Source organism: Qipengyuania sp. (assembly GCF_042095715.1).
Classification (GTDB): domain Bacteria; phylum Pseudomonadota; class Alphaproteobacteria; order Sphingomonadales; family Sphingomonadaceae; genus Qipengyuania.
On record NZ_JBELMO010000050.1, the window covers coordinates 1 to 26182 of the forward strand.

Annotated in this window: 22 protein-coding genes, 1 tRNA gene and 1 pseudogene; 13 read left to right on the forward strand and 11 right to left on the reverse strand. The window is 62.8% G+C overall.

Annotated features, from left to right (window positions below; translation table 11 throughout):
• Positions 1 to 359: pseudogene (locus tag ACFDTG_RS11675) on the forward strand (hypothetical protein); the annotation flags it as partial.
• A 28-nt stretch (positions 360 to 387) separates the two neighbouring features.
• On the forward strand, positions 388 to 624 hold the full coding sequence (locus ACFDTG_RS11680; protein WP_375291223.1) for a hypothetical protein: 237 nt from the start codon (positions 388 to 390) through the stop codon (positions 622 to 624).
• A gap of 159 nt (positions 625 to 783) precedes the next feature.
• On the opposite strand, the gene ACFDTG_RS11685 is transcribed toward ACFDTG_RS11680, so the two are convergent.
• Positions 784 to 1068: a hypothetical protein gene (locus ACFDTG_RS11685; protein WP_375291224.1), complete on the reverse strand. Its 285-nt coding sequence runs from the start codon at positions 1066 to 1068 to the stop codon at positions 784 to 786.
• A 195-nt stretch (positions 1069 to 1263) separates the two neighbouring features.
• On the opposite strand from ACFDTG_RS11685, the gene ACFDTG_RS11690 reads away from it, so the two are divergent.
• Positions 1264 to 2469: a tyrosine-type recombinase/integrase gene (locus tag ACFDTG_RS11690; RefSeq protein ID WP_375291225.1), complete on the forward strand. Its 1206-nt coding sequence runs from the start codon at positions 1264 to 1266 to the stop codon at positions 2467 to 2469.
• Between the two features lie 139 nt (positions 2470 to 2608).
• On the forward strand, positions 2609 to 3448 hold the full coding sequence (locus ACFDTG_RS11695; protein WP_375291226.1) for a DNA adenine methylase: 840 nt from the start codon (positions 2609 to 2611) through the stop codon (positions 3446 to 3448).
• A gap of 172 nt (positions 3449 to 3620) precedes the next feature.
• On the opposite strand, the gene ACFDTG_RS11700 is transcribed toward ACFDTG_RS11695, so the two are convergent.
• The 4 genes from ACFDTG_RS11700 to ACFDTG_RS11715 all read right to left on the reverse strand — a co-directional run bounded on the left by ACFDTG_RS11700 (position 3621) and on the right by ACFDTG_RS11715 (position 6851).
• On the reverse strand, positions 3621 to 4460 hold the full coding sequence (locus tag ACFDTG_RS11700) for a hypothetical protein (protein ID WP_375291227.1): 840 nt from the start codon (positions 4458 to 4460) through the stop codon (positions 3621 to 3623).
• Positions 4461 to 4479: 19 nt separating this feature from the next.
• Positions 4480 to 5754, reverse strand: a complete 1275-nt coding sequence (locus ACFDTG_RS11705; RefSeq protein WP_375291228.1) for a tyrosine-type recombinase/integrase — start codon at positions 5752 to 5754, stop codon at positions 4480 to 4482.
• Positions 5755 to 5912: 158 nt separating this feature from the next.
• A tRNA-Asn gene (locus ACFDTG_RS11710) sits at positions 5913 to 5987 on the reverse strand.
• Positions 5988 to 6071: 84 nt separating this feature from the next.
• A complete protein-coding gene (locus ACFDTG_RS11715) occupies positions 6072 to 6851 on the reverse strand; it encodes an NAD kinase (RefSeq protein ID WP_375291229.1) in 780 nt (259 codons plus the stop codon).
• Between the two features lie 125 nt (positions 6852 to 6976).
• Between ACFDTG_RS11715 and ACFDTG_RS11720 the strand changes: the two genes are divergently transcribed.
• Positions 6977 to 8314, forward strand: coding sequence for an EAL domain-containing protein (locus tag ACFDTG_RS11720; protein WP_375291230.1), 1338 nt, complete (start codon positions 6977 to 6979; stop codon positions 8312 to 8314).
• On the opposite strand, the gene mfd is transcribed toward ACFDTG_RS11720, so the two are convergent.
• Positions 8311 to 11811, reverse strand: a complete 3501-nt coding sequence (gene mfd, locus ACFDTG_RS11725) for a transcription-repair coupling factor (RefSeq protein ID WP_375291231.1) — start codon at positions 11809 to 11811, stop codon at positions 8311 to 8313. The two genes, ACFDTG_RS11720 and mfd, sit on opposite strands and share 4 nt — an antisense overlap.
• A 124-nt stretch (positions 11812 to 11935) precedes the next feature.
• Entirely contained in the window at positions 11936 to 12205 is a 270-nt protein-coding gene (locus ACFDTG_RS11730) for a succinate dehydrogenase assembly factor 2 (protein ID WP_375291232.1), read from the reverse strand.
• Here ACFDTG_RS11730 and recG point away from each other — a divergent pair.
• Positions 12204 to 14312: an ATP-dependent DNA helicase RecG gene (gene recG, locus ACFDTG_RS11735; RefSeq protein WP_375291233.1), complete on the forward strand. Its 2109-nt coding sequence runs from the start codon at positions 12204 to 12206 to the stop codon at positions 14310 to 14312. The two genes, ACFDTG_RS11730 and recG, sit on opposite strands and share 2 nt — an antisense overlap.
• Positions 14313 to 14398: 86 nt before the next feature.
• Here the strand turns inward: recG and ACFDTG_RS11740 are convergent, their stop codons facing one another.
• Positions 14399 to 14779, reverse strand: coding sequence for a hypothetical protein (locus ACFDTG_RS11740; protein WP_375291234.1), 381 nt, complete (start codon positions 14777 to 14779; stop codon positions 14399 to 14401).
• Positions 14780 to 15151: 372 nt separating this feature from the next.
• Positions 15152 to 15604, reverse strand: coding sequence for a hypothetical protein (locus ACFDTG_RS11745; RefSeq protein ID WP_375291235.1), 453 nt, complete (start codon positions 15602 to 15604; stop codon positions 15152 to 15154).
• Positions 15605 to 15690: 86 nt separating this feature from the next.
• Between ACFDTG_RS11745 and ACFDTG_RS11750 the strand changes: the two genes are divergently transcribed.
• A complete protein-coding gene (locus ACFDTG_RS11750) occupies positions 15691 to 16371 on the forward strand; it encodes a TetR/AcrR family transcriptional regulator (RefSeq protein ID WP_375291245.1) in 681 nt (226 codons plus the stop codon).
• Between the two features lie 48 nt (positions 16372 to 16419).
• On the forward strand, positions 16420 to 16971 hold the full coding sequence (locus ACFDTG_RS11755; RefSeq protein WP_375291236.1) for a fasciclin domain-containing protein: 552 nt from the start codon (positions 16420 to 16422) through the stop codon (positions 16969 to 16971).
• A gap of 1216 nt (positions 16972 to 18187) precedes the next feature.
• Here ACFDTG_RS11755 and yghU read toward each other — a convergent pair.
• Positions 18188 to 19039: a glutathione-dependent disulfide-bond oxidoreductase gene (yghU, locus tag ACFDTG_RS11760; protein ID WP_375291237.1), complete on the reverse strand. Its 852-nt coding sequence runs from the start codon at positions 19037 to 19039 to the stop codon at positions 18188 to 18190.
• Positions 19040 to 19135: 96 nt separating this feature from the next.
• On the opposite strand from yghU, the gene ACFDTG_RS11765 reads away from it, so the two are divergent.
• From ACFDTG_RS11765 to ACFDTG_RS11785, 5 genes are all read left to right on the forward strand, one after another.
• The gene (locus tag ACFDTG_RS11765; protein WP_375291238.1) at positions 19136 to 20137 is read left to right on the forward strand and encodes a DNA topoisomerase IB; all 1002 of its coding nucleotides are present in this window, start codon (positions 19136 to 19138) and stop codon (positions 20135 to 20137) included.
• Between the two features lie 177 nt (positions 20138 to 20314).
• Positions 20315 to 21226, forward strand: a complete 912-nt coding sequence (locus ACFDTG_RS11770) for a sensor histidine kinase (protein ID WP_375291239.1) — start codon at positions 20315 to 20317, stop codon at positions 21224 to 21226.
• Between the two features lie 52 nt (positions 21227 to 21278).
• Positions 21279 to 21785, forward strand: coding sequence for a CinA family protein (locus ACFDTG_RS11775; RefSeq protein WP_375291241.1), 507 nt, complete (start codon positions 21279 to 21281; stop codon positions 21783 to 21785).
• Positions 21782 to 23848, forward strand: coding sequence for an NAD(+) synthase (locus tag ACFDTG_RS11780; protein WP_375291242.1), 2067 nt, complete (start codon positions 21782 to 21784; stop codon positions 23846 to 23848). The genes ACFDTG_RS11775 and ACFDTG_RS11780 overlap by 4 nt, the downstream gene beginning before the upstream one ends.
• A 5-nt stretch (positions 23849 to 23853) precedes the next feature.
• Positions 23854 to 24741: a DMT family transporter gene (locus ACFDTG_RS11785; protein WP_375291243.1), complete on the forward strand. Its 888-nt coding sequence runs from the start codon at positions 23854 to 23856 to the stop codon at positions 24739 to 24741.
• 12 nt (positions 24742 to 24753) lie between these two features.
• Here the strand turns inward: ACFDTG_RS11785 and ACFDTG_RS11790 are convergent, their stop codons facing one another.
• Positions 24754 to 25860 carry a branched-chain amino acid aminotransferase gene (locus ACFDTG_RS11790; RefSeq protein WP_375291244.1) on the reverse strand — a complete coding sequence of 369 codons (1107 nt, stop codon included), beginning with the start codon at positions 25858 to 25860 and terminating at the stop codon, positions 24754 to 24756.
• Positions 25861 to 26182: the final 322 nt, after the last annotated feature.

The window sequence follows — 26182 nt, forward strand, 5'->3', positions numbered from 1 at the left end:
AGGACGGCACGCACCCCGACTGCATCCAGATCTGGAGCGAGGCGGGCAAGCCGCCGACCAGCGACATCGCGATCATCGGCAATCGTATTGGCGGCGGGATGCAGGGCATCACGAACTTCGGTGCGTTGCCGCCGGAACGCGTGCGCGTCTGGAACAACGACATAGCCATGTCCGGTTTCTGGTGGGCCATCGCGATGAACGGCGTGAAGGGTGCGGATCTTCGGCATAACATTGTGCGGACGCTCCCGGGGGCGACCGCGCTGGGGCGACCGGACCTGAAAACCACTGCGATCGTGCAGGGGGATTTGGCGACACGTTGCGGCAACGTGGTGGATCGGATCAGCGACGAGGCTTGCTAGTCGTTCCTGTTCCGTTCCATCAGAGGCGATGGCTCGCCATCGCCTCGATTCGATACACGACTTTACCCGACGCGCGCAGAATGCGCGCATCACCTGCGAAAATCCGGACTGTGGTCATGTCACCGAGGCCAGCGCGGTCCTGATGATGGGTGATCTAGGTCCCACCAGGGCGAGGTGGCCGATCGAGCGGCTCGAGGAAAAGATGCGCTGCAGCCGGTGCGGGCACCTGGGGGCGGCGATCGCGCCGTGCGAGATCAAGTTCTAGCGCGAAATCCGCCCGCAATTTGGGGGTATCGGTGGGGGTATCGTTGACCTCAATGTCAACAAATCCGCCGTTTCGCGGCTGACGGTATGGCCGCCGCGTTGCAGGGGTTTTCAGCGAAGCCAGCCAATTCGGCTACGCTTGAGAGCCCATCCGCCAGCTCTAATTTCTGATGCCATTGACCATGCTGCCAGGCCTCAATCTCTGAATACCTTCCCCCGAAATCGTGCCTTTAACGACGCCTCGAACTTCCAGACGTCCGTCATTAACGATGTCACCACTGACCACGCCGCTGACAATCGCGAAGCCGCCTGGCTCAATCTTTAGCATGTCCCTTATTTCGCCTTGGCAGGTCAGTCGGCCCCCATTCGTTACCGTGGCACCGCTCTCCGCAATGCCGCGCAAAGTCGTCGGCCGGCCAACATAGACATGCTCCTTAATCAGCATACTGCCTCTGATTTCCCCACTTCGGTTTTCCGGGCCCGCTAATTTTTACCTACGATCGTTGTCAATACTGATTTCGGGCTTCCGGATCGGTGCTGGCAGCCGCGCGAATTCGCTATCCACAAAGATCTCGGACCGGGCCCTTCGATCTCCGATCGTTCCTCTCCGACCTCGCTCGCTTACCCTTCGGAGTCAGTCATGCTCACGATCGCCGCGGTGAAAGCCGCCGGCGCGCAGTCGCGCGCCACCAAGCTATTCGACGGGGGAGGGCTGTTCCTGTTCGTCACCCCGGCGGGCACGAAGAGCTGGCGGCTCAAATACCGGGTGAAGGGGCGGGAAAAGCTGCTCGTGCTCGGTCGCTTTCCCGCGATGAGCCTTCAGCAGGCCCGCGGTGCACGCGAAGCGGCAAAGGAGCAGCTCGGCCGCGGCGTGGATCCGGGCGCGGACACGCCGGTCGCGCTCAGTTTCGAGCAGCTGGCGCGCGAGTGGCACCAGCACGGCCGGTCGGCCTGGTCACCAGTGCATGCCGACGAGGTACTCGCTAGTCTGGAGCGCGATGTTTTTCCCCGCATAGGGAAAAAGGCGCCGGGTGCGATCGAGCCGATGGAATGCCTGGCGATCCTGCAGGAGCTCGAGCAGCGCGGCTGCATCGCCAGCGCGCGGCGGCTGCGCCACCGGCTGTCCGCGATTTTCCGCTTCGGCCGGCCGCGCGGCGTGGCGAACGATCCGGCGGAGGGTCTGCGCGAAAGCATGCGGCCCCTGCCACTGACGAAGCCCATGGCGGCGCTCACTTCGATCAAGGACTGCCGTGACCTGCTCACGGCTGCCGAGATTGCGGGTGCGCGCCCGGTGACCGTGCTGGCATCCCGATTCCTCGCGCTGACGGCCGTGCGCCTTGAAGCGGTGCGCGGGATGCGATGGGAGGAGGTCGATCTCGCGGCGCGGATCTGGACGGTGCCGGCGGCGCGAATGAAGCTGGGCAGGGCGAAGAAAGGCGATTCCCGGTTCGATCATATCGTACCGCTGAGCGACGCGGCCATTGAGGTCCTGAAGCGCGCGGCTTTAGATATAAACGGATGTGCATATGACGATTTGCATTCCAGCAATGCAAATTTGCACGGTCTGGTCTTTCCCGGGCGGGGCGGGGCGATGCCGATCGCGGAGGGCGCGATCCGCGAGCTCTATCAGCGCGCCGGTTTTGGCGGCCGGCATGTGCCGCATGGTTGGCGCGCCAGCTTCTCCACCATCCTCAACGAGGATCTCGGCCGCGACTGGCGCACCGATATAGACGAAGCGCTGGCGCATACCACCAAGGGTGCGGTGGAAGGCGCCTACAACCGCGCCCAGCTGCTCGAACGCCGGCGGACCGTGTTCGATCGCTGGGGCGAGTTGCTCTCAAGCTGAAGAATTCCCCTGCGCGAGCGGGGGCCGCCTGGTTGCGCCCAGGCGAGCCGACGGGCAGTCACCCGTCACGACCAAGCTGGCCTCACCAGGCCGCCCCGCATCCGCACGTCGGACGCGGACCCCATGGACATCAAACCTTATGGAAAGCCTAAAGACAGTACGCCCCGCTTCCCCCGCAGCCGGATATATCGGCGGCAAGCGCAACCTTTCGCGCCGGATCTGCTCGATGATCGATCGCATCGAGCACGACGGCTATGCAGAGCCATTCGTCGGCATGGGCGGGATCTTCCTGCGGCGATCGAGCAGGCCGCGCGCCGAAGTGATCAACGATATCAGCGGCGACGTCGCGACCTTCTTCCGCGTGCTCCAGGAGCATTATCCCTATTTCATCGACATGCTGCGCTGGCGCCTGGCGAGCCGCAACGAATTCGAGCGGCTGAAGGCCCTGCCGGCCGAGCAGCTAACGGACCTTCAGCGCGCTGCGCGGTTCCTGTACCTTCAGCGCTTGGCGTTCGGCGGTAAGGTCGCCGGCCGGCATTTCGGCGTTGACCGCAGGCAGGGCGCGCGGTTCAACGTCACGAAGCTGGAGCCTTTGCTCGCCGATATCCACGAGCGGCTCGCCGGGGTAACGATCGAGCAGCTGCCGTTCGACCAGTTCGTCGCTCGATACGATCGGCCGGGGATGCTATTCTATTGCGACCCGCCGTATTTCGATTGCGAAGACGACTATGGGCCGGACGTATTCGGGAGGGCCGACTTCGAGCGCCTTGCCCAGCTGATGCGCGCAGCGCGCGGGAAAATGGTCGTTTCCATCAATGATCGCCCTGAGGTTCGCGCGACATTTGCCGGGCTCGAGCAGCTCTCGATCGAGACGACTTACACCCTCGCGACCAAGGCGATCGGCACCGGCAAGCGTGTCGGCGAGCTCCTCATCAGCAATTTTGTCCTCGATGAGCGTGCTGCCTTGCAGGCCGCGTGACGTTCGCCATCCGGCACGGATCTTGCCACTCGGCCCTCGCCGAGCATGCGGGCGGCGAACAGCCGCCCGCCTCCGCCGGTGCGGATGGTGGTCAATTTCTGTTCGTGTTGCCGGTTCCGGGGCGGTGACCGGGTCCAGACGCGTGGCCGAACCGCATGTTCGGCCACTCATCTTACGGAGTTTGAAGAACTCCCCCGGTTTCTCCGCATGTGCCGGATTCGCGGTCCTTCCCCTCGCGCGCGTCGATGCGAGCAGCGAGGCGGTCGAGGATCGGACCCAAAAGCGGGTCTCGGACGAAGTCGGCGACGTAGCGCTTGGCGCTCAGTCCGGCGATCATCCGGTCGAAGTCGGCTTTATCGCGCGCTGCGGCATCCTGTGCGCAGGCGGGGACTGGTGCGCGACCAAAGGTGCGGTCCCACCAGAAGCGCAGGCCGTCGGGCACGAGGATCGCGTAAGCGTTGCTGATCTGCTCGACCATCGGCCCACCCGGGACCGGATTGTCGACGGGCTTGCTCCGTCGCATCCAGTCGATGAACCCGGCGCGCTGGAGTCTGCGTAAGGCCAAATGCACGGCCGAGTAGCTGCGCCCGATCCGCTCAGCGATGGTTGCGATCGCGGGCTCCAGGCGCCCGGTCATGAAATCGACAAGTTCGCAAAGCGTGTCGAGGACCTCGAGGCCGATCGCGCCGAGCGCGCCGTTCTGAACACCGGGCTCGGTCTGCTTGCGCTTCGCCCTCGTTTCGAGCTCGAAGCGACGTGCGGCCTTCCTGATCGCACCGGTGGCGCGCTTACCCTGTCGCTTCGATCCGTCACCATAGCGGCGCCAGACGCGGTCCTCGACCTGTCCCTCGTAATACGAATTGCGCCATACGGGTTGGCCGGAGCGCGGGTTATCACCGCGCTCGAGCGCGATCCTCGTCTTCCGGGATAGCTTGTTACCCAGGAGCCCGGCGGCGATCGTCCCGAATGCGGCCTGGGTTCCCGACCGCTGGGGTGTCCCGGCGGCCCTCACAGCGCACCGCCGATAACGATCAGCTGCGCGTCGGTTGTCGCTTGCGCGGCCCGTCGACCAGCTCTTCCGGTGAGATCAAACCCACCGTGAGCAGATCCGCCCACTCCTGCGCCAGCTCGCGCCGGCGGCGCATGTAGCGGCCGCGATCGTAGATCCCGCGCACACCGGGGATTTCGTGCGCCAGCATCAGTTCGATGACTTGCGTATCGCCCGGCCGATCCAGCTCGTCCGCGCGCTCGTTCATGATCGTCGAGAAACTGCTCCGCCAGCCATGTGGCGTATGCTTTCCGCCAAAACCGGGGACGCGCTTGTAGTTCGTGCTGAGCGCGTTCTCGCTGATCGGCCGATGCGAATATCGCACCGATGGGAAGAGATACTTCCTGCGTTTCGCGAACGCGATCGCCGCCTTTACCGTTGCCACGGCCTGTTTTGAGAGAGGTATGACGAAAGCGAACCCATCCTGTTCGCTTTTCGCCAGATCGAGCTTCATCTTGGACGCGGGGATGCGCCAGATTGGCTCCGCGCCGTCCAGACCCTCGAACTCGTCTCGCTCCGCCCAGCGGACAGGCCCGGGGCGGGCCGCGGTCAGCGCCAGCAGCCGGGACGCCAGCTTTGTGGCTGGCTGGCAGGGCTCGTCTTCCAGCGTCTTCAAAAAGCCGCGCGCGGCTTTGATCTCGGTCAGAGCGGGGTAGTGCTGCGTTCTGGTGGGCTTGAGAGCACGCTTCAATGGCGTGGCCGGATTGGTCTCGGCGAGATCCAGCGCGATCGCGCAGTCCCATATCGAAGAAGCGTACTGGCGGAGCCGATGGGCAACCTCGATCGCGCCGCGCTCCTGAACCGCTTCGAGCAGCTCGGCGATCTCCCTCGGGCGTATCTCGGTCAGCGGCCGATCGCCCAGCGCCGGCATGAGGTCCGTCTCGATCCGCCCTTCCACCGTTTGGGCGTGTTTCTCCTTCCAGCCCTCCCTCTGAAGGGAGAGCCATTTCTCGGCCGCCTGTCGGAAGGTGTAGGGGGCATCGGACGTCCGTGCCCCCCGATTCGCTGGATCGATGCCCTGCCGATGGAGCTTGCGGGCTTCGTCTCTCAAGTCCCGAGCCTGTGCCAGCGACACCTCGGGGTAAATCCCGAAGGTAAGCTGCTTTTCCTTCCAGCGATCTCCGGCGCGCATACGGTATTTGAAGCGCCAGCTCTTCGTGCCACTGGGCAAAACCAGAAGATGAAGGCCGAGGGCATCCGCCATTTTTAGCGGCTTTTCGCCCGGCCTGGCCGCTCGACACTGTTTGTCCGTCAGCACGCGATGCCCCCAACCGCTCGGCGCCGTGCCCCACAAATGCCCCCAACGGGCGTGAGAACGGTTGAGAATTGCCGAGACTGCTTGAGGGGGGTTTTTGTTCGAAAGGCGCGGAAATCAAGCCTTTTTGAGAACAACCGAGACCCCTTGAGAACGGTTTATGGCTCCCCGAGTTGGATTCGAACCAACGACCAAGTGATTAACAGTCACCTACTCTACCGCTGAGCTATCGGGGAGCAGCCCGGGTCGAACAACCCGGAGCGGAGGTGGCCCTATATGGGCGCTTCGAGAATTTGGCAACCCGTCAGATTCAGTTCCATTCAGACCATGAACTGTTCGGCCACGATGCGTTCGTCCAGGGAATGTCCCGGGTCGAACAGCAGGGTCAATCGACTGTTGGTGGCAACCTTCACGCTGACTTCCGCGACGTCGCGAACCTCTTTCTGATCGGCCACGGCGGAAACGGGGCGTTTGTCCGGCTCGAGAACCGAAAATTGGATATCATAGCGGTTAGGCAGAATCGCTCCTCTCCACCGACGCGGGCGAAACGCGCTGATGGGCGTCAGAGCAAGCAGATCGGAATCCAGCGGGAGGATGGGGCCGCTCGCGGAATAATTGTAAGCGGTCGAGCCAGCAGGGGTGGAAACGAGCACGCCGTCACACACCAGCTCCTCTATCCGAACCTTTCCGTTCACGGTGACGCAGATCTTGGCTGTCTGGCGGGTCTCACGCAGAAGCGAGATCTCGTTGATGGCGCAGAAATTGTGCCGTTCGCCGTCCTGCGTGGTAGCTTCCATTGCCAGCGGATCAATCGTGTGTTCGCGGGCCTTGGCAATTCGCGAAAGCAGTTTGTCTGGCGCACGATTGCGGTTCATTAAAAACCCCACGGTGCCGAGATTGACACCGTAGACCGGAACTATTCGGCGGCTGTCGAGCATGGCGTGCAAGGTTTGCAGCAAAAAGCCGTCGCCTCCCAGAACCACCAGCGCCTCGGCCTCCTCCGGCTCGACCCAGTCGGTCAGCGAACGAAATTGTTCTGCAGCCGCGCGAGCCTTGTCCGTGTCGGAAACCAATAATCCAAGTCGTTCCAAATCCGGCATTCTTCCCCCGTAAACCGTGCTCCTGCACCTGTTGGTGACCGGCTATGTGGACAAGTCTATGGCGGGGGGCGATCTTTGGCAACGCGGGTGTAACTAGGGTTTAAGGGATCGCTGGAGAATTATGGATGGGCTCTCTCACATTGGGGGCGGACGATTCGATGGAAAGCGACAGGCGTGATGCGCTGACCGGTCTGGTCGATGCGGTACAGGCCAAGGCCAAGATCGCACGCTGGCTGAGCGACTGGCCCGCGGATGCCGGAGCGTGCCCGCTGCACGCGATGCTCGTCGCCGTCGGGCGGATCGAAACCGTAAATCTGGCCTACGGAGCCGATACGGGCGACAGCGCCTTGGCGGAGATTGCGCAGCGGATAAGTCACTTCGCAGCCGATGAGTTCGAAAGCGTGCCTTGGTTCGCCGCGCGCGTAGCGGGCAGCACCTTTCTTCTGGTGGCACGTGAAAGCTGCAGCAGGGAACGCTGGCAATGGTTTGCCGAGGCGCTTGCCGATGTCGTCTCCATGCCCATCGTTTCTCCCGAGGTGGGTGGCGGAACCGTGCGGCTATGGCCGCGGATTGCTCTCATGCGCACTGCCGAGGGCGACGATCCCGATCGTATTCTGGACCAGCTGGCGATGGCCCTGCAAAGCGCGCGACAGGAACACGGCCGCCGGGTTGCGTGGGTGACCGGCAAGCTGGCGCACGTCTCGGTTTCGAATCAGCAGCTGGAAGCGGACATGCTGGCCGCTATCGACCGCGACGAGATCGAAATCGTCTTTCAGCCGCAATTCGAGATGGCTGACGATACGCTCATCGGCGCCGAGGCGCTGGCGCGCTGGCAGCACCCGCAGATCGGGCGCCTCGGCGCCAACACCCTTTTTACCCTTGCCGAGAGAACCGATCACGTGGCGCAGCTGTCACGCCACATCGCGGAGCGTGCTCTGGCCCTGGCAGCGGGATGGCCGAAAAAGGTGAAGCTTTCGCTCAATGTGACGCCTGCGGATCTTGCCGCCGCGACATTCCCGATCGAATTCCTGAGCTTGCTGCGGCGGTCCGGCTTCCCCCCGGACCGGCTGACCATCGAGATCACTGAGCAGGTCCTTCTCGCCGACCTGGAGGAGGTGACGCGGGCGCTCAATCCCCTCAAGGCGGCTGGAGTCTCCATTGCTCTCGACGATTTCGGCGCTGGCTATTCGAACTTCAGATATCTGAAGATTCTGCCGCTCGATATCCTCAAGCTCGATCGGTCGATGGTGGAAGGCATTTCGGAGGATTCGCGCGACCTCGCCGTGCTCAGGGCGATCACGGCGATGGCCAGGGCGCTTAACCTGCGGGTGGTGGCAGAAGGCGTGGAACACGAGGAGCAGCGCGAAGCCCTGGCCGCCGAGGGCGTCGAATATTATCAGGGCTTCCTCCGCTCGGTGCCGCTGGATCATCCCGCTTTTCAGGCGCTCCTCGAAACGGATTAGGCCGCCTTTCGGCTTTCCTGCTTCCGCACGATGCCCGAAAGCCCTTTGGTTAGCTGGTAAAGGCCGTTGAGCCGGCTTTGCGGATCGCCCCATGCGCGATTGATCACGAGCTTCATGTCGGGGCGTAGCTTGGCCGTGCCCTTCAGCCGTTCGACATAGGCGATAAGACCTGCGGGATCGGCGAATTCGTCCTGATGAAATGTCACGAGCGTGCCGGCTGCGCCGACATCGATTTTCGCGATATTTGCCCCTATCGCCTGCGCCTTGATCTCTATGAGTTTCACGAGATTTGCAGTGGGTCCGGGGAGGGGGCCGAACCGATCGATCATCTCGGCGGCGAGAGCGTCCAGTTCCTGCTTGCCGTCCGCATCGTTGAGGCGGCGGTAGAGCGCCATGCGGACCGCCAGATCGGGCACATATTCTTCGGGTATCATGATCGGCGCGTCCACGGTGATCTGCGGGCTGACCCGTTCGCGCTTCGGCTCCAGCCCCATCTCGCCCGCCTTGGCCGCCAGGATCGCGTCCTCCAGCATGGACTGGTAAAGTTCGAAGCCCACCTCGCGAATATGGCCCGACTGCTCGTCGCCAAGGAGGTTGCCAGCGCCCCGGATGTCGAGATCGTGGCTGGCAAGCTGGAAACCGGCGCCCAGACTGTCGAGATCTCCCAGCACTTTCAGTCGCTTCTCCGCGACCTCGTTGAGAGCGGTGTCAGCCGGTGTCGTCAGATAGGCATAAGCGCGCAGCTTGGAACGCCCGACGCGGCCGCGCAGCTGATAGAGCTGCGCCAGTCCGAAGCGGTCCGCCCGATGAATGATGATCGTGTTCGCGCTGGGTAGGTCGAGCCCGCTTTCGACGATCGTGGTCGAAAGCAGCACGTCGTATTTGCCCTCGTAGAAGGCGCTCATGCGCTCTTCGATTTCGCCCGCGCCCATCTGGCCGTGGGCCGCCACCACCTTTACCTCGGGCACGGTTTCGCCGAGCCACTGCTCCAGCTCCGGCATGTCGGAGATGCGCGGCACCACGATGAAGCTCTGCCCGCCGCGATGGTGTTCGCGCAGCAGCGCCTCGCGCACCACCATTTCGTCCCATTCCATTACGTAGGTTCGCACCGCCAGGCGATCGACCGGCGGGGTCTGGATCGTGGACAGTTCGCGTAGACCGGTCATGGCCATTTGCAGCGTCCGAGGGATTGGCGTGGCCGTCAGTGTCAGCATGTGCACGTCGGCGCGCAGCTGTTTGAGCTTCTCCTTGTGAGTCACTCCGAAGCGCTGTTCCTCGTCCACGATGACGAGGCCCAGATCCTTGAACGCGGTCTGCTTGGAAAGGATCGCGTGTGTCCCCACTACCACGTCGATGTCGCCGGCCTTCAGCCCCTCGCGGGTGTCCCTGGCTTCCTTTGCCGAAACAAGCCGGCTCAGGCGCCCGACCTTGAGCGGGAAGCCCGAGAAGCGGTTGCTGAAATTCTCGTAATGCTGGCGCGCCAGAAGGGTCGTGGGCGCCACGATGGCCACCTGCTTGCCATCCATTGCCGCCACAAAAGCAGCGCGCAGCGCCACCTCGGTCTTGCCGAAGCCGACATCGCCGCAGACCAGCCGGTCCATCGGCTTTCCGCTTTCCAGATCGCCCAGCACATCGGCGATCGCGCGCTCCTGATCGTCCGTTTCCTCCCAGGGGAAGCGATCGACGAACTGGTTATAGACGCCGTCCTCCGCCTCCAGCACGGGTGCCTTGCGCAAGGAGCGGGCGGCGGCAGTCTTGAGCAGTTCGTTTGCGATCTCGCGGATGCGTTCGCGCATCCGGGCACGGCGGCGCTGCCAGGCCTCGCCGCCCAGCTTGTCGAGCTGGACCGCGTGCTCCGAGGAGCCATAGCGACTCAGGACGTCGATATTCTCGACCGGAATGAACAGCTTATCCCCGCCTGCATATTCCAGCATGACGCAATCATGCGCGCTCTTGCCGACGGTAATCGGCTCCAGCCCGAGATATTTGCCGATGCCATGCTCGGTATGGACGACGAGATCGCCGCGGTTGAGCGCCGAAAGCTCGGCCAGGAAGGCATCGGCGTCCCGCTTCTTCTTCTTCCGGCGGACAAGCCGGTCCCCCAGCACGTCCTGCTCGGTCAGCAGTCCCAGCTCATCGTTGGCAAAGCTGCCATCGATGGGCAGGATCACGGCGGTCGGCTTCGCCTTGGCGCTTTTGCCGAGCGCTTCCTGCCAGTCGCTCGCAAGCGTGACCGTAACGCCCGCTTCCTCGAGGATAGACGCGATACGCGCCCTGCTGCCGGTGGAATAGGCGGCCAGGATGGGCCGCTTGCCCTCCTTGCTCAAGGCTTTCAGATGGTCGGCAAGCGCCGGATAGACGTTTTCGCCCCGCGCGCGCTCCGGCGCGAAATCGCGGCCCGAGCGGAACCCGAAATCAAGCACCGTCTCGCTTGCCGGCTCGGCGAAATGCGTGGTCCGGTGGACCGGCCATTTGTCAAGCGAGGTCGCAAGCTCGTCCTTGGCGAGATACAGGGCATCGGGCGGCAGCGGGCGATAGCTGCCCTTGGATTGGCCGCCCACGCTGGTGCGTTGTTCGAAATAATCCGCGATATCCGCCAGCCGCTCTTCTCCCGCGGCAAGGGCAGCCTGATCGATGATGGCGACATCATCCTTGCCAAGATGGTCGAACAGGGTGGAAAGTTTGTCTTCGAACAGCGGAAGCCAGTGTTCCATACCGGCGAGCCGGCGCCCCTCGCTAACCGCTTCGTAGAGCGGGTCCTGAGTCGCGGCGGCGCCGAACCGTTCCCGATAGCGCAGGCGGAAACGCTTGATGCTGTCCTCGTCGAGCAGGGCCTCGCTCGCGGGCAGGAGAAGATGCGATGTGAGCGTCCCTGTGCTCATCTGCGTGCTGGGATCGAAGGTTCTGAGTGATTCCAGCTCGTCGCCGAAGAAATCCAGGCGCAAACCCTGGTCGAGCCCGCTGGGATAGATGTCCACGATCGAGCCGCGAATGGCGAATTCGCCGGCATCGATCACGGTGTCAGTACGGCCATAGCCCTGGCGGCGGAGCATGGCCGCGAGGCTTTCCATGCCGATTTCCATGCCCGGCTTGAATTCGCGGATGGTCTCGCGCACCCGGAACGGAGTGAGCACGCGCTGGGTCAGCGCGTTGACGGTGGTGACGAGCAGTTGCGGCGCCGATCCGCCCGCCTGCAAGCGAAACAGGGCGGCAAGGCGCCGCGCGCTGATGGATAGCGCGGGGCTTGCCCGGTCATAGGGCAGGCAGTCCCAGGCGGGAAATTCGATCACTTCGAGTTCGGGAGCGAAGAAAGCTGCGGCTTCGCTCACCCCGCGCATCGCTGCTTCGTCCGGCGCGATGAAGACGGCGCGCTTGCTGGCGGCGCGGGCAATATCGGCGAGCACCAGAGGCTGCGCCCCGCGCGCCACGGCGGCGAGGGTAAGCGGCTGTTTGGCCTTGAGGATCCGCGAAAGGTCTGGCCGGGCAAGATCTGGCATCGATTATCCTAATGGCGGCGGTGCGGCGGCGTTCCGTGCACGCGCGATAGCCCGCCCGTGGAATCGCGGGCGGGTTGGTGTGTTGCCGCTCATGTAATGTGCCAGCGCGGACAGGCAAGTCGCCTCAGATGGAAACGTAATCCAGCTTCTGCATGGCGGCGATCTGCGTACCGGCGAACCGCGCCGGCACCGGCAGCGTGCCCAGCGCCCATGCCATCACGTCGACATCATCTTCGTCCAGAAGTGCCTCGAACCATTCCAATTCTTCCGTGTCCCAAGCGGCATGATAGCGGTCGAAAAAGCCGCCGATCATGTAATCCGCTTCCCGCGTGCCGCGGTGCCAGGCGCGGAAACGGGCACGGGCGAGGCGGGTGGGAAGATCGGTCGATGACATGGCCGGACCCCTAGCGAAGCGCCCGGCCTTAGTCCATGACGCGAGCATGCGGCCCGAGGCTCTCAATGCATTGTTCGCGGAAGTCGAAACGCTCGACGGCGTGGGGCCGAAGCTGCGCAAGCCCCTGGAAAGGCTGGGCCTATCCCGCATCAAGGACGTCGCCTACCACCTGCCGGAACGCTTCGTGTCCCGGCGCGCCGTCAGTAACGTGGACGAAGCTGGGGAGGGCGAGCAGATCGTTCTGGAACTGACCCTGGTGGAGCACCGGTCGAGCCGTAACCAGCGCGGGCCCTACCGCGTCCTGGCGCAGGATTCCGCCGGGAACATCGTGGCCCTGACTTATTTCGGCCGCGCCAGTTTTACCGCCAAGAAACAATTGCCCGTGGGCGCGAAGCGGTGGGTCGCGGGCAAGCTGGAACGCTATGGCGACATGCTCCAGATCGTCCATCCCGACCATGTGCTGGAGGAAGGCGGGGCCAGCCTCGCCCATCTGACGGAACCGGTATATCGCCTGTCCGAAGGGCTGACCCAGCCCATGATCGGCAAACTTGTCGATCAGTCGCTCGATCGCCTCCCCGAACTTGTCGAGTGGATCGACGATCACCACCGGAGCCGGGAAAAATGGCCCGATTGGCACGAAGCTTTGCGATCGGCTCATCGCGGCGAGCATCCGGGCGCGCGAGACCGGCTCGCCTATGACGAGATGCTGGCCAACAGCCTGGCGCTGATGCTGGTGCGTGCCGACAACCGGCGGCGCGAGGGTACGCCGCTATCGGGCGATGGGCGTCTGCGCGACAAACTCGATCTGCCGTTCCCGCTGACCGGCGCGCAGCGGCGCAGCATCGGCGAGATCGAGGGCGATCTGGCGCAGACATCTCCCATGCTGCGGCTGCTCCAGGGCGATGTCGGCGCGGGCAAGACGGTGGTGGCGCTGGAAGCGATGCTGATCGCGGTGGAGGCCGGGGCGCAGGCCGCGCTGCTGGCGCCCACCGAAATCCTCGCTCGCCAGCATTTCGAAACCCTGCGCCGGCTCGCCGCGCCCACCGGCGTCCACGTCGCCATCCTGACTGGGCGCGACAAGGGGAAGGCGCGCGAGAGCACGCTGATCGGTCTGATGGACGGGGGGATCGACATTCTGGTCGGCACCCACGCCATCTTCCAGGACCAGGTCGCCTACCGGAATTTGGCGCTGGTGGTGATCGACGAACAGCACCGCTTCGGCGTGTCGCAGCGGCTGATGCTGGCGGGCAAGGGCAAGCGCGCGCCGCATGTCCTCGCCATGACCGCCACCCCCATTCCGCGCACGCTCACCCTGGCGCAATATGGCGAACTGGACGTCAGCAAGCTCGACGAGCTGCCGCCGGGCCGGCAGGCGATCGACACCCGCGTGGTCGGGGTGGAGCGGATGGACGAGGTGGTGGCCGGGATCGCCCGCCATTTCGAGACCGGGCAGCAGGCCTATTGGGTCTGTCCCATGGTGCGCGATAACGAAATGGACGACACCGCCGCCGCCGAGGCGCGCATCGCCAATCTGCGCGAACGGTTCGGCGGAGATGTGGTGATGGTACACGGCCAGATGCCCGCCGATCTGAAGGACGCGGCCATGCAGCGCTTTGCCGACGGCGGAGCGAAGCTCCTGGTCGCCACCACCGTGATCGAGGTGGGGGTGGATGTGCCCAACGCCACGCTGATGGTGATCGAGCAGGCGGAACGCTTCGGCCTCGCCCAGTTGCACCAGCTGCGCGGAAGGGTGGGGCGGGGTTCGGAAAAATCGGTGTGCCTGCTGCTGCGCTCGGGTGAACTGAGCGAAACCGCGCGCGATCGCCTGGCGCTGATGCGCGAGACACAGGACGGCTTCCGGCTTGCCGAGGAGGACCTACGCCTTCGTGGCGGCGGTGAGCTGCTGGGCACGCGCCAGTCCGGCGACACGCCCTTTAGCGTGGCGAGCCTGGAGCAGATCCAGCGCCTCCTGCCCGCCGCCTACGACGACGCGCGCCTCCTGATGGAGCGCGACGGCGGCCTCGACGGTCCGCGCGGCGAAGCGGCCCGGCTGCTGCTCTATCTGTTCGAGCGGGACTTCGGCGTGAGAACTTTACGCGGCGGGTAAGTGGCGACGACGGAGAGCGGAAAAGTCAAAAACCTAGCACGGACAGCTCCCGCTCCGCCGAGATCGATGATCCGGGGCAGGCTCTTTCAGGCGGCCTTACGCACCCTCGCGGACGGTTGCGGATCAGTGCCCCGCCGCTGTTCACCGACATACGTCTGGGCACGATCGCGGCTGCTTTTGCCTAGCAATTTCCTGAGATCGTGCTGGAGATCGTCAGCGACAACCGAATCGTCGATCCCCTTCAGGAAGGGTTCGACGCCATAATCCGGGGCAATCTGGACGCTGAAGACGACATGGTCGGGCGCCCGCTCTATCGCGACGAAATGCTGCTTGTAAGCACGTCCCCGATCCAATCGGCGCGCTCGGACGAAGGAACCTGTGTTCCGGCTGTCATCCTTCCGACCGGCATCGGCGACAAGGCCTGGTCCGTCGAGAAGGGGGGGCGTTTCCCAAGTCTTTCTTCCCACACCTGCGCTCCGTCTGACATCGGTCGTCGCCGCGAGACGAACCGTTCTTGCCGCCGCCGGGGTCTTGCCCCACTCCTTGATCACCGACGATCTGTCACAGGGCCGAGTAACCTGTCATGGTCGCGCCGCCGATCGCCCGGTCGAGCTATGGGTGCTACATCGCGCGCGCCGACTACGCAGCCTCAAGCTCACCAATTTTGGCGACTACCTGTCAGATCCCTTCGCCGACCGACGCTATGTTGAAGCCGAAGCTCAGTTAGCAATCGTCTTCTGCTTGCCCTGTCTAGCAGATGCTAGTCTGGCTGACGCGACCGTGTCGCGGTTTCGCCGCGGGAGCGGCGGACAGCGCCTCTTACTGAAAAGAACTCTCGGTCAGACAGTCGGAGCGAGCACCGCCTCGGCGCTGGTCCAGTCGCTCTTCCCGTAGCGGGCATTATCCAGCGGCGAGAGCTTCCCGCGCCCGCTCGCCATGTCGCGAATATACTGCATTCCCTGCCAGGCCGGGAACGCAGCATCGCTATCCGGGGTCAGGAGCCGGGCAATGCGGATCAGCGCGGAAAGCTGGCCCATCCCGCCTGCACGAAGCAGCTTCCAGAGGCGTTCTTCCAGCCGCGTCATCACCGCGGCGAGATCGCGAGGCGAAAGCACGTCGCCCGCAATGCGAAGGAGGCGGGGGGCGCGAACGGCGTCCTGCACCGAGGCGGATGCGTCATGCCGCAGCAGCGCGATGACCTTCGCTTCGCGCCGTGCCAGCGCCGAAACCACGCGTCCGCCGACATCGCCCGTTGTGCCTGCAAGCGCGGTTTGGGCCTTATTTTCGTCCATTCTCATATCGCCTGACGTTAAACAGAACGGATTCGTTCAGTTTCAATCGCGCGACGGATGCCCTATACTGCCGGGCAATCCAATCGATCAGCACTTCGCAGGCGCCCGCGAAACGCAGGCGCGGTGGTCGGCCACCGGCAAGCTGGGCTGGTGAGGTCGATCGCCGCATCCTTGATGCCGCCACCCAGTTGTTTCTGCGCGATGGTTACGATGCGACCAGCTTCGATCGGATCGCTGCACGGGCGAATGCGGGCAAGGCCAGCCTTTACGCGCGCTATTCCACCAAGCAGGAGCTGTTCACGGCCGTCGTTCGACGAATGGTGGACAGGACGCTGTTGCCTTCGGTCGATGTGCCCTCTCACCTGCCCACAGAAGAACGGCTGCGCGAGACCGGCCATCGCCTGCTCGAACATGCGCTCGTGCCGGAAGCGGTGGCCCTGATGCGGGTGTGCATGTCGATCGCCCCCCGAATGCCCGACCTTGCGCGCCTGGTTGACAGGATCGGGCGTGAAGGCGGGATAGCTCAGGTCGCGCGGGCAATTGCCGGGCGCGAGGCCACACCCGAACGGCTCGCGCAGGCAAGGCCGGCCGCGGAACAGTTCATCGATATGGTATTCGTGCCCCATCAGATGCGCGCGCTTATCGGCGACGACCGCGAGTTGTTAAGAGAAACCGCACCGCGGCGCGTCAATGACGCCATCGCCCTGCTGCGCGACTCCGGAAAGCTGATCGCATCGGAGGAGGCGGTGGGAGATCCCCTTCATTGACGGTGCGTCCTGTCCTTATCCGACTTCAGTTCAACCAAGGAGAGAACTATGATTCGACACATTATCTGCACCGGACTGTGCGCCCTGACCCTCGCTGCGTGTTCGCAGTCCGAAACCGATGCCGGGGAGGACCGAGTCCAGGAACGGCCGGATCAGTCCTCTCGTGAAGCGGGCGACATGACGCCGGAAGGGATCGACGTCGTGGAAGTGGCCAGCGCAAACGACAATCTGGCCACTTTTCTAGAAGCAGCCACTTCGGCTGGTATCGGCGAGACGCTGGCGAACGCGGACGGCATAACGGTTTTCGCGCCCATCAACGAAGCTTTCGAAGAGGTCGAAGGGCTGGACGACCTACAGAACGACCGAGAGCGAATGGCTTCCCTGCTGAAGCGCCATGCTGTGCCGGGCGTCTACGCATCCGCGGACATTCCCGAGGGGGAAACCTCGCTTGAAACCCTTTCCGGTGAAACGCTGACCGTCACCAATCGCGATGGCCAGATCATGCTCGAAGGCCCTGCGGGCGCCACGGCGCGGATCGTCGAAGCCGATATCACGGGGGACAATGGCGTGGTCCACGCTATCAACGTCGTTCTCAAATAGCAGGCTACGTTTTTTGAGGGCACCGTGCCCGGTCCAAAAGTTCCGGGGGCGGTACCTCTCCACCGTCCTCTACTGTTTCTTTTGAGCAGCGTTAATGCTCTGCCGAAGCTTGCTTGCCGATGCACACCGAACAGCTTGTTGGTCGATGGTCGCAGCACCAGAAGGCTGCGGGCGTCAATCAACGTGCCAAAGCGGCGTGCGTCTAATTCTCTCTGCGACAACCGGTTTTTGAAATTTCTAGAGTAAGAACGAGTGACCGGGATTGGGACGCAAAGCTGATCCTGTTTCCTAGCTCAATAACTTTCGGCTAGCTCAACCTCGACCGGGGTTGAATCGGTGGGAACTGGGACCCTCACTTCTGAGACTTGTCCGTCACAATATTTCAAAAGCCAAGAGGCGGCCCATCGCGCTCGGAGAAACGGCGCTGTCTACTGAGGAGCAGTTCAAAAACATGATTGTCCCCGACCTCGCGAATCTCCCCCGCTAAAAATGACTATCGGGCAGAAGACAGATGCCGGCTTTGGCACCGACTTGCTGTCGATCGGCGCGGGAAGGTCGTCGATGCGGCACCGGGATTCTGCGCCAATCATCGCTGGCCTTGCGGCTGCACGACCGATCAGCGCTGCTGAAACTCTCTTTACGACCATACCCGAAGGCCACGGCAACTGGCATTTTCCTCGGTAAAGCGATCACGACGTATCAACTATAAACGGTCGGATTCGTCAAGGATATACGGATTTTAGCGTTTCGGATGATAGTCTTATCGAGTCATTCGAGGTGGCGCGGTTTATGGATCAAGGCCATTTGATGTCCAGATTTAGAAGTGGCGAATTTGTTTTCTGGAAATCTACTATTATCTTCCGAAGTCTCCTTCGTTTACCAATACTCTTTTGGTGACCCAAGCAGCTTGATTCGAGGTGTTCAGACTTATAGTCTTTCGTCCCCTCTCGCGATAATGTATGGGGTCCAATAACGCAATACGGCAGCCCTAACTGCGCGGGGCTCGTAACGTTCTGGATCTTGCACATGGCGTGGCGCCCCGTCGTGGCACCCGGGCGTGGTCATCCATGCCAAGGCAGCACTGAGAAGCCAGTTTATTCAATTGCTTGGAGGATTCCTGGCTGGGGGACCTGCCGCTCAGCCACAGCGTTTCCAAACCTCTCGCGGACTTCTGAACTGCTATTCCGTCACAGCAGGCGGGGGCTTTCCTGGCCCTTCAGGGTGTGACCTTCTTTCCTTCGAAATCCGACGGAGAGTGGCGCTCGCGCAATTGCTCGTCCTCTTCGCCCCAGGTCTTGGTGACGATGCGGCCGCGGCCCACCGCAGGACGTTCGGCGATCTGCTTCACCCAGCGTTCCACGTTCTGGTATTCGTGAATGGAGAGGAATTTGCGCGCCTCGCCATAGATGCCCCCCGTGACGAACGGGGCCAGCCAGGGAAAGGTCGCGATGTCCGCGATGCTGTAGTCCGCGCCGCCCAGATACTCGCTTTGCGCGAGCCGCTGGTCGGCAACATCGAACAGCCGCTTGGTCTCCATGGCATAGCGATTGATCGGGTATTCGTATTTTTCCGACGCATAGGCATAGAAGTGGCCGAAGCCGCCACCGATGAAGGGCGCGCTGCCTACCTGCCAGAACAGCCAGCTCAGCACTTCGGCGCGCGACGCATCTGTCGGCAGGAAGGCGCCGAATTTTTCAGCCAGATGCATCAGGATGGCCCCGCTTTCGAACACCCTGACGGGCTTGTCCCCCGATCGGTCCATGAGGGCCGGGATCTTGGAATTGGGGTTGACCCCCACGAAGCCCTTGGAGAACTGCTCCGCGTCGGAAATGCTGATGGTCCAGGCGTCGTATTCCGCATCGTGCCCGGCCTCGATCAGCTCTTCCAGCATGATCGACGCCTTGACGCCATTGGGCGTCGCCAGGCTGTAGAGTTGAAAGGGATGGTCGCCCACGGGCAGCTCTTTATCATCGCGAGCACCGGCGGTCGGCCGATTGATGTTCGCAAAGCGTCCCCCGTTTTCGCTGTAGGTCCAGACCTCGGGCGGGGTGTAGGTGGCATCGGCCATGGGAGCTCCTTCGCAAATGGTTCGCCGGCGAGGTGGGGTCTGCATAAAGCGCGCGCAAGCGGAACCGTGTGGCATTGGCGAAAGTTCATCCAAATCATGGACAAGCTCATCTTCGTTGACGACTCTCTTCCCGGCATCAGCCGCAAGCGTTCAGGCAAGGGCTGGTCCTATTACGATCCCCAGGGAGAGCTGATCAAAGACGCGCAGGAACGGGCACGGTTGAACGCAATCGCCCTGCCGCCGGCCTATCGCGATGCCTGGTTCTGTCCGGCCGATAACGGCCATATTCTGGCGACGGGATACGACGACAAGGGTCGCAAGCAATATCGCTATCACCCGGATTTTCGCGCTGCGCGGGAGATGGAGAAATTTTCGGGGTGTGTGTCCTTCGGCAGTCTCCTGCCTCTGGTGCGAAAGCGCATCGAAGCTGATCTTTCAGGCCGCAAACTTGCGCGGGACCGGATCGTGGCCAGTGTGGTTCGCCTGCTGGACCTGGGCATGATCCGCGTGGGCAACGAACGCTATTCCAAGACGAACAAGAGCTATGGCGCCACCACGCTGCGGTCCCGGCATGCCGAGGTAACGGGAAAGACCCTGCGGCTGCGGTTCCGCGCCAAGTCGGGCAAGCAGCGCGAACTCTCGCTGACCGACGGGCACCTCGCCCGGCTGGTGCGAAAGATGCAGGACCTGCCCGGCCAGCACCTGTTCCAGTATGTCGACGAGGATCAGGAGTACCATCCGGTCACCTCGGGAGACGTGAACGATTATCTGGCAGAAACGATGGGCCAACGCTTCACCGCCAAGAGTTTCCGCACCTGGCATGCCAGCGTCCTGGCGTTCGACATCCTTGCCCACGCGCAGGAGAAGGTCACCATCAAGGCCCTCACACAGGAGGTGGCGGAAAGCCTGGGCAATACCTCCGCCGTCACGCGCAAGAGCTATATCCACCCGGCGCTTTTCGACCTGATCGACCATCAGGCCGATTGGAGGGAAGGGCTCAAGCTCCCCCGCTCCACACAATGGCTGACGCGTGAGGAGCGGGGACTGATCGAGTTGCTGGAACAGCGAGCGGAGTTATCAGACAGAAAAGCCGCGTAAGGTTTCGCTTGTTACAAATCAGCGTGCTAGGACCCGGTAGCTCGCCGTTAAGGGCGAGCGAACGAGTGGGAGGCGGCGCTGCACAGACTGGCGCGTTTTGATATTTCTGCGCGCATAGCCGATCCTTCTCGGAAGGTCGGGGCAGAGGTTGCCTTCGGGCTTGGTTGCGCGATCGCGATGATCATCCTTCGCTCGGCGATCGATCTCGTCGCACCGGCGGCAGGCCCTTTTGCGATGATGTACCCTACAGTGCTGATCGCAACACTGTTCGGCCATGCAGCGGGCGGCCTGGCGGCGTGGCTACTTGCCTTCCTGTGGGCCTGGTATTTCGTCCTGCCCTTTCCGCACAGTTTCGCTTTCCAGCTCGACACCGATCCAGCACGCGTGGTTATCAATGCCCTTTGCGGATTGATCATCATCGCTTTTGCAGAGGCGTTTCGTTTGGCGGTCCGGCATTTCATGAACCAGCTTGCACAGGATGCGGAACGGCGTCTGCGTTTGCTTTCCGAGCTCGAGCACCGGACAAAGAACAATTTCGCCCTGGTCGCCAGCCTTCTGGAAATCCAGCGCCGCCGTCACGCCGACCCGGTGGTGGCGACTGCATTGGAAGACGCCGGTCGGCGGGTGATGACCTTCGCCGATGCCTATTCCAACCTTGCCGATGAACAAGCGGAAGGGGCCGAGGTCGAAATCAAGCCATATCTGGAGCGCCTGGCCGAACGGCTTGGAAGCGCATCGTTTTCAAACAATGTTCAGTTTATTCACCACATCGATCCCATGGTTCTTCCCCGTGAGACTGGCGTGGCGATAGGGCTTTATCTGAACGAAGCGCTGGCCAATTGTGCCAAATACGCATTTCCGGAGGACAGGGCGGGACGGATCATGGTCCGTTTCGAAAGTTTGAAGAACGGATGGCAACTCTCGGTCGAAGACGATGGTATTGGCGATGCGCCGCATGAATCGCCGCATTCGACGGGACTGGGACGCCAGCTGATGCAGGCTTTCGCTCACCAGGCCGGTGCTCAGCACGCGCTTGACATCGGCCCGGGCGGGTGTGTGGCAACGCTCGCCAAACGCAATCAAGGTTAACTGACGGACCTTGGGGTGCGCTCTATCGTTCATGCGCGGGAAGGATGTACGCATGACGGAAAACCACAATCCCAACCTTGCAAGTTCGGCAGGGCGCCTGGCGCGCGAGGTACTGGAAATTGCTTGCGACCGGGAGATACCGCTCGCCACTGCGGAGAGCTGCACCGGAGGGTTGCTGGCGTCTCTGCTGACCGACGTGGAAGGATATTCTCATATCTTCGATCGCGGGTTCGTGGTCTACTCCACGCAGGCGAAATGCGATCTTCTTGGGATCGAACGCCGCCTGGTGGATGATTGCGGGGCAGTAAGCCGCAATGTTGCGGAGGCGATGGCGCTCGGTGCACTTGACCGGTCCGAGGCGGGCCTGGCTCTGTCTATTACGGGCTTCGCCGGTCCTACCAAGGACGGCGAGGAGGGGCTGGTTCATCTCGCCTGCGCAACCGGGCCCGGTGACATAGCGCATCGGGAAGAGCATTTCGGCAAGATCGGTAGAGACTCGGTACGCAGCGCTACGCTTGAAGTGGCGCTTGAGATGATGAAAGAGGTGCTGGCAGAATGACTCATCGGCCAGATCATCCGTTTTTCGATTCCCACACGCATGGCTTCGTGCGGATTGCGACTGCCACGCCCAAGGTTCGCACGGCGGATGTATCGTATAACGTCGAAGGCATTCTGGACTTGGCGCGCCAGGCGCACGAACGCCGGATCGATCTGGTGCTGTACCCGGAGCTTTGCGTCTCCTCCTACGCGCTGGACGACCTTCATCTCCAGAATGCTCTTCTGGATCGGGTAGAGGCGGCCCTGGCCGAACTTGCGGAGGCCACGGCCGAGATCGATCCCGTACTGGTGGTGGGCGCGGCCCTGCGAAGGGGCACGTGCATCTACAACTGCGCGGTCACGATTGCCGGGGGCCGTGTGTTGGGGGCCGTGCCAAAGGTCTACCTCCCCAACTACCGGGAGTTTTACGAGAAGCGATGGTTCGCGCGAGGCAATGATTGCGAGGGTTTGACAATCCCCATCGAGGGCAAGGAAGTGCCATTCGGAACAGACTTGCTTTTCGGCGCATCGAATCTGGCGGGTTTCGTATTCGGTCTCGAAATTTGCGAAGACTTCTGGGCACCGGAGCCGCCCGGGATCAGGGCGGCGATGGCGGGGGCCACGATCGTCCTCAATCTTTCCGCCTCCAATATTACGATCGGCAAGTCGGAAGAGCGTCATCTGCTCAGCCGCGCCAGTTCGTTCCGTGGGTATTGCGCTTACGCCTATTCCGCCAGCGGCCATGGTGAAAGCACCACCGACCTCGCGTGGGACGGTCAGGGAATGATCTACGAGCTGGGCGATCTGCTCGCCGAAAGCGCCCGCTTCGATATGACGCCCGAACTCTGCGTGGTAGACGTCGACACGCGCAGAATTCTGGCCGACAGGTTTCGTGTCGGCACGTTCAACGACGGGTGCAAGGATGCCGGCGATCCGCAGAGCCGCTATCGAAAAATCACCTTCGAGCATCGTTACCAGGAAGGCGACGCCGGGCTGATCCGCCCGATCCGCCGGTTCCCCTTTGTCCCCAATCGCGCGGACAAGCTGGACGCCGATTGTTTCGAGGCTTTCAACATCCAGGTCGATGCTCTTATCAGGCGGCTGGAAGCGACAGGGTCCAAGTGTCTGGTCATCGGTATTTCAGGCGGCCTCGATTCCACGCATGCCCTGATCGTTGCGGCCAAGGCGATGGATCGCATGGGAAGGCCGCGCACGGACATTCGCGGCTATACGATGCCCGGGTTCGCGACTTCGGAAGGGACGAAATCCAACGCGTGGCGCTTGATGAAAGCTTTCGGCATCAACGCCGAGGAAATCGACATCCGCCCCGCGGCAAACACCATGCTGCATGATATCGGCCATGCATACGCCAATGGGGAGCCGGTATACGACACCACTTTCGAGAACGTTCAGGCGGGACTGCGGACAGATTATCTGTTTCGCCTTGCCGGGCATCACCGGGGCTTCGTACTGGGTACGGGCGACCTTTCGGAACTCGCGCTCGGCTGGTGTACCTACGGTGTGGGCGACCAGATGAGCCATTACGCGGTCAATGCCGGCGTTCCCAAGACCCTGATCCAATATCTGATCCGCTGGGCGGTCAGCACGAACCAGTTCGATCCGGACGTCGATTCGGTTCTGGAAGATATCGTCGCGACCGAGATCAGCCCCGAGCTCGTCCCCTCGTCGAAGGACGGTGCGATCCAGTCGACCGAGGCCATTATCGGCCCCTATGAACTCAACGATTTCTTCCTTCATCATATCGTGCGCTGGGGGCAATCGCCCAGCCATGTCGCGTTCCTGTGCTGGCACGCCTGGAAGGACGCGAAGGCCGGTTCATGGCCGATCGGCTTTCCCGCAGATGGTAAGCACGAGTACGATCTGGCGACCATCGCGCATTGGCTGGAGAAATTCCTCCAGCGCTTCTTCGGCTTCAGCCAGTTCAAGCGCAGCGCCTTGCCCAACGGCCCCAAGGTTTCGGCCGGCGGGGCGCTGAGCCCGCGCGGGGACTGGCGCGCGCCCAGCGACGCGGTGGCAGATGTCTGGCTGGCCGAGCTTTCCGCAAGCCTTCCGCCACTGGATTAGGGGCGGTGTCGCCGCGCGGAATTGCCCTCATCCTGCTGTGCAACCTGATATGGTCGCTGAATGTCATCGTCAGCCGTGTGGCGGTAAGCGATCTCGGCGCGCCGCCGATCGCCTATGCCTTCCTGCGCTCGGTCATCGTGATGGTCGTGCTTGCGCCCCTGCTCAGGCCGACGCCCGAGAAACTGTGGCGCGTGATGCTGGTCGGCCTTGCCATCAGCGGGGGATCGTTCGCCCTGCTGTTCATGGGTCTGGAGACCGCTAGCCCTTCGGCAGCGGGAATCGTCGGCCTGACGGGCGCGCCGATGACGGTGCTGTTCGCTATTCTATTCCTTGGCGAGCGGGTGCGCTGGCGTCGCGCGTTGGGGATCGCGCTGGCATTCATAGGCGTGCTGATCGCGGTCAGCGGGCGGGGAGCTGCGGGGGCGACGGAGGGTCTGCTCTTGGTTTTTGCCGGGGCCGTCGTGGGGGCGCTGGGTTCGGTTTTCGTAAAACGGATCGATATCGGGTCGGTTCGGCTACAGGCCTGGGCGGCCCTGGCATCGGTGCTGGTCCTCGGGCCCCTTTCGGTGGCCACAGAAGCGCCGATCTATCCGGTGTTCGGGGAAGCGCCCCTGGAACTGATCGGCTGCCTTTTCTTTGCAGCCATCGTCACGTCGGTCGGGGCCCATTCGATCTATTATCGCCTGCTTCAGGACAACGATGCCAACCTCGTCGTGCCGCTGACGCTCCTGTCGCCGCTTTTCACCGTGGCGCTCGGCGCCTGGCTCACCAACGACATCGTAGGGATCAACCTGATCATCGGGGCCGCCATCGCAGTCGTGGGCGTGGCAATCATCGTTTTGCGCCCCAGCGAGACCTTTTCGAAGCGCCTGCTCGTTCGCGGTCGCCTATAGGCCTCCGGCGCTTTAGAGCTTCATCACCCAGCCATGGGGATCGGGGCGGGTGCCGTTCTGGATGCCGGTCAGGACATCGCGCATTTTCTGCGTGAGCTGACCCGTTCCCCCCGAACCGATCGTGAACTCGCCTTCCGGACCCAGCACGGTCCCCACCGCTGTCACCACCGCCGCCGTGCCGCATGCCATGGTTTCGACCAGACGCCCGCTCGTCGCGTCCTCGCGCCATTGGTCGATGGTGTAGGGGTCTTCGCGCACCGAAAGGCCCTCGTCGCGCAGCAGCTGGATCAGGCTGTCACGCGTGATGCCGGGCAGGATCGTGCCGGTCAGCGGCGGTGTGACCACGCTGCCATCGTCCATCACGAAGAACAGGTTCATGCCCCCCAGTTCCTCGACATATTTGTGCTCCACCGCGTCCAGGAACACGGTCTGGTCGCAGCCCTTCTCGGTGCCCTCCGCAAGAGGAACCAGGCTCGCCGCGTAATTGCCGCCGGTCTTGGCGGCGCCGGTTCCGCCGGGTGCGGCACGCACGTAATCCTGGCTGACCCAGATCTTCACCGCCTTGTGCCCGGATTTGAAATAAGGCCCGGCGGGTGAAGCGATCACCACATGCTTGTATTCGCGCGCGGGCCGAACCCCCAGAAAGGCTTCGGATGCGAACATGAAGGGCCGCAGATAAATCGTCGCGCCCTCGGCGGTGGGGAACCAGTCCTTGTCGGCAGCCAGTAGCTGGCGCAGACTTTCGATGAAAAGATCCTCCGGCAGCTCCGGCATCGCCATGCGGCGCGCGCTGGCGTTGTAGCGCTGGGCATTCGCCTCGGGCCGGAACAGGGCGAGCGATCCGTCGGGATGCTTGTACGCTTTCATCCCTTCGAAGATTTCCTGCGCATAGTGCAGCACGGATGAGGCGGGATCGAGCGGGATCGGCTGCCGTGGCTCCAGGCTCGCATGGTGCCAACCGCCCTTGTCCGCATGGTAATCGACCACGACCATGTGATCGGTGAACAGCGTGCCGAACTTGGGGTCGGCAATGGCCTCGGCGCGGGTTTCCCCGGGGACGGGCGCCGGGTGCGCGGTGCGGGTAAAGGCGGGCAGGGCGGAAGACGATGCATCGGACATGGCAGCGGCGATATTCAACGGCAGAGCAGCGGGCAAGTGCCCGTGTCACATTGCCGGATCGAACGTTGCAGTCGCACCCCAGGTTGACACCGGGTTGACGCAAGTCACGCAGTCCTGGGTAAAAACCCCCAGCCCCCAAATATGAGAAGGGCAGCCACTCGCCCGTAGGAGTGACTGCCCTTCGCATGGTCAGCGGCGGGAAGTGCCGCTCACGAAGTCTCTAAGGGTAAGAACTTACCGATAGTACCTCGCGCGGAAACTTGCCGACCTCTCTGCTGAACCATGAGACATCGGATCACCTCCTTTCGCGCTAGTGAGCTAG

Coding starts and splice junctions, on each gene's coding strand:
- ACFDTG_RS11790 (WP_375291244.1), bottom strand. CDS start 25,860: ATGTCCGATGCATCGTCTTCCGCCCTGCCCGCCTTTACCCGCACCGCG.
- ACFDTG_RS11680 (WP_375291223.1), top strand. CDS start 388: ATGGCTCGCCATCGCCTCGATTCGATACACGACTTTACCCGACGCGCG.
- ACFDTG_RS11685 (WP_375291224.1), bottom strand. CDS start 1,068: ATGCTGATTAAGGAGCATGTCTATGTTGGCCGGCCGACGACTTTGCGC.
- ACFDTG_RS11695 (WP_375291226.1), top strand. CDS start 2,609: ATGGAAAGCCTAAAGACAGTACGCCCCGCTTCCCCCGCAGCCGGATAT.
- mfd (WP_375291231.1), bottom strand. CDS start 11,811: ATGCCAGATCTTGCCCGGCCAGACCTTTCGCGGATCCTCAAGGCCAAA.
- recG (WP_375291233.1), top strand. CDS start 12,204: ATGGCCGGACCCCTAGCGAAGCGCCCGGCCTTAGTCCATGACGCGAGC.
- ACFDTG_RS11745 (WP_375291235.1), bottom strand. CDS start 15,604: ATGGACGAAAATAAGGCCCAAACCGCGCTTGCAGGCACAACGGGCGAT.
- ACFDTG_RS11765 (WP_375291238.1), top strand. CDS start 19,136: ATGGACAAGCTCATCTTCGTTGACGACTCTCTTCCCGGCATCAGCCGC.
- ACFDTG_RS11715 (WP_375291229.1), bottom strand. CDS start 6,851: ATGCCGGATTTGGAACGACTTGGATTATTGGTTTCCGACACGGACAAG.
- ACFDTG_RS11720 (WP_375291230.1), top strand. CDS start 6,977: ATGGGCTCTCTCACATTGGGGGCGGACGATTCGATGGAAAGCGACAGG.
- ACFDTG_RS11755 (WP_375291236.1), top strand. CDS start 16,420: ATGATTCGACACATTATCTGCACCGGACTGTGCGCCCTGACCCTCGCT.
- ACFDTG_RS11780 (WP_375291242.1), top strand. CDS start 21,782: ATGACTCATCGGCCAGATCATCCGTTTTTCGATTCCCACACGCATGGC.
- ACFDTG_RS11730 (WP_375291232.1), bottom strand. CDS start 12,205: ATGTCATCGACCGATCTTCCCACCCGCCTCGCCCGTGCCCGTTTCCGC.
- ACFDTG_RS11775 (WP_375291241.1), top strand. CDS start 21,279: ATGACGGAAAACCACAATCCCAACCTTGCAAGTTCGGCAGGGCGCCTG.
- ACFDTG_RS11770 (WP_375291239.1), top strand. CDS start 20,315: ATGATCATCCTTCGCTCGGCGATCGATCTCGTCGCACCGGCGGCAGGC.
- ACFDTG_RS11690 (WP_375291225.1), top strand. CDS start 1,264: ATGCTCACGATCGCCGCGGTGAAAGCCGCCGGCGCGCAGTCGCGCGCC.
- yghU (WP_375291237.1), bottom strand. CDS start 19,039: ATGGCCGATGCCACCTACACCCCGCCCGAGGTCTGGACCTACAGCGAA.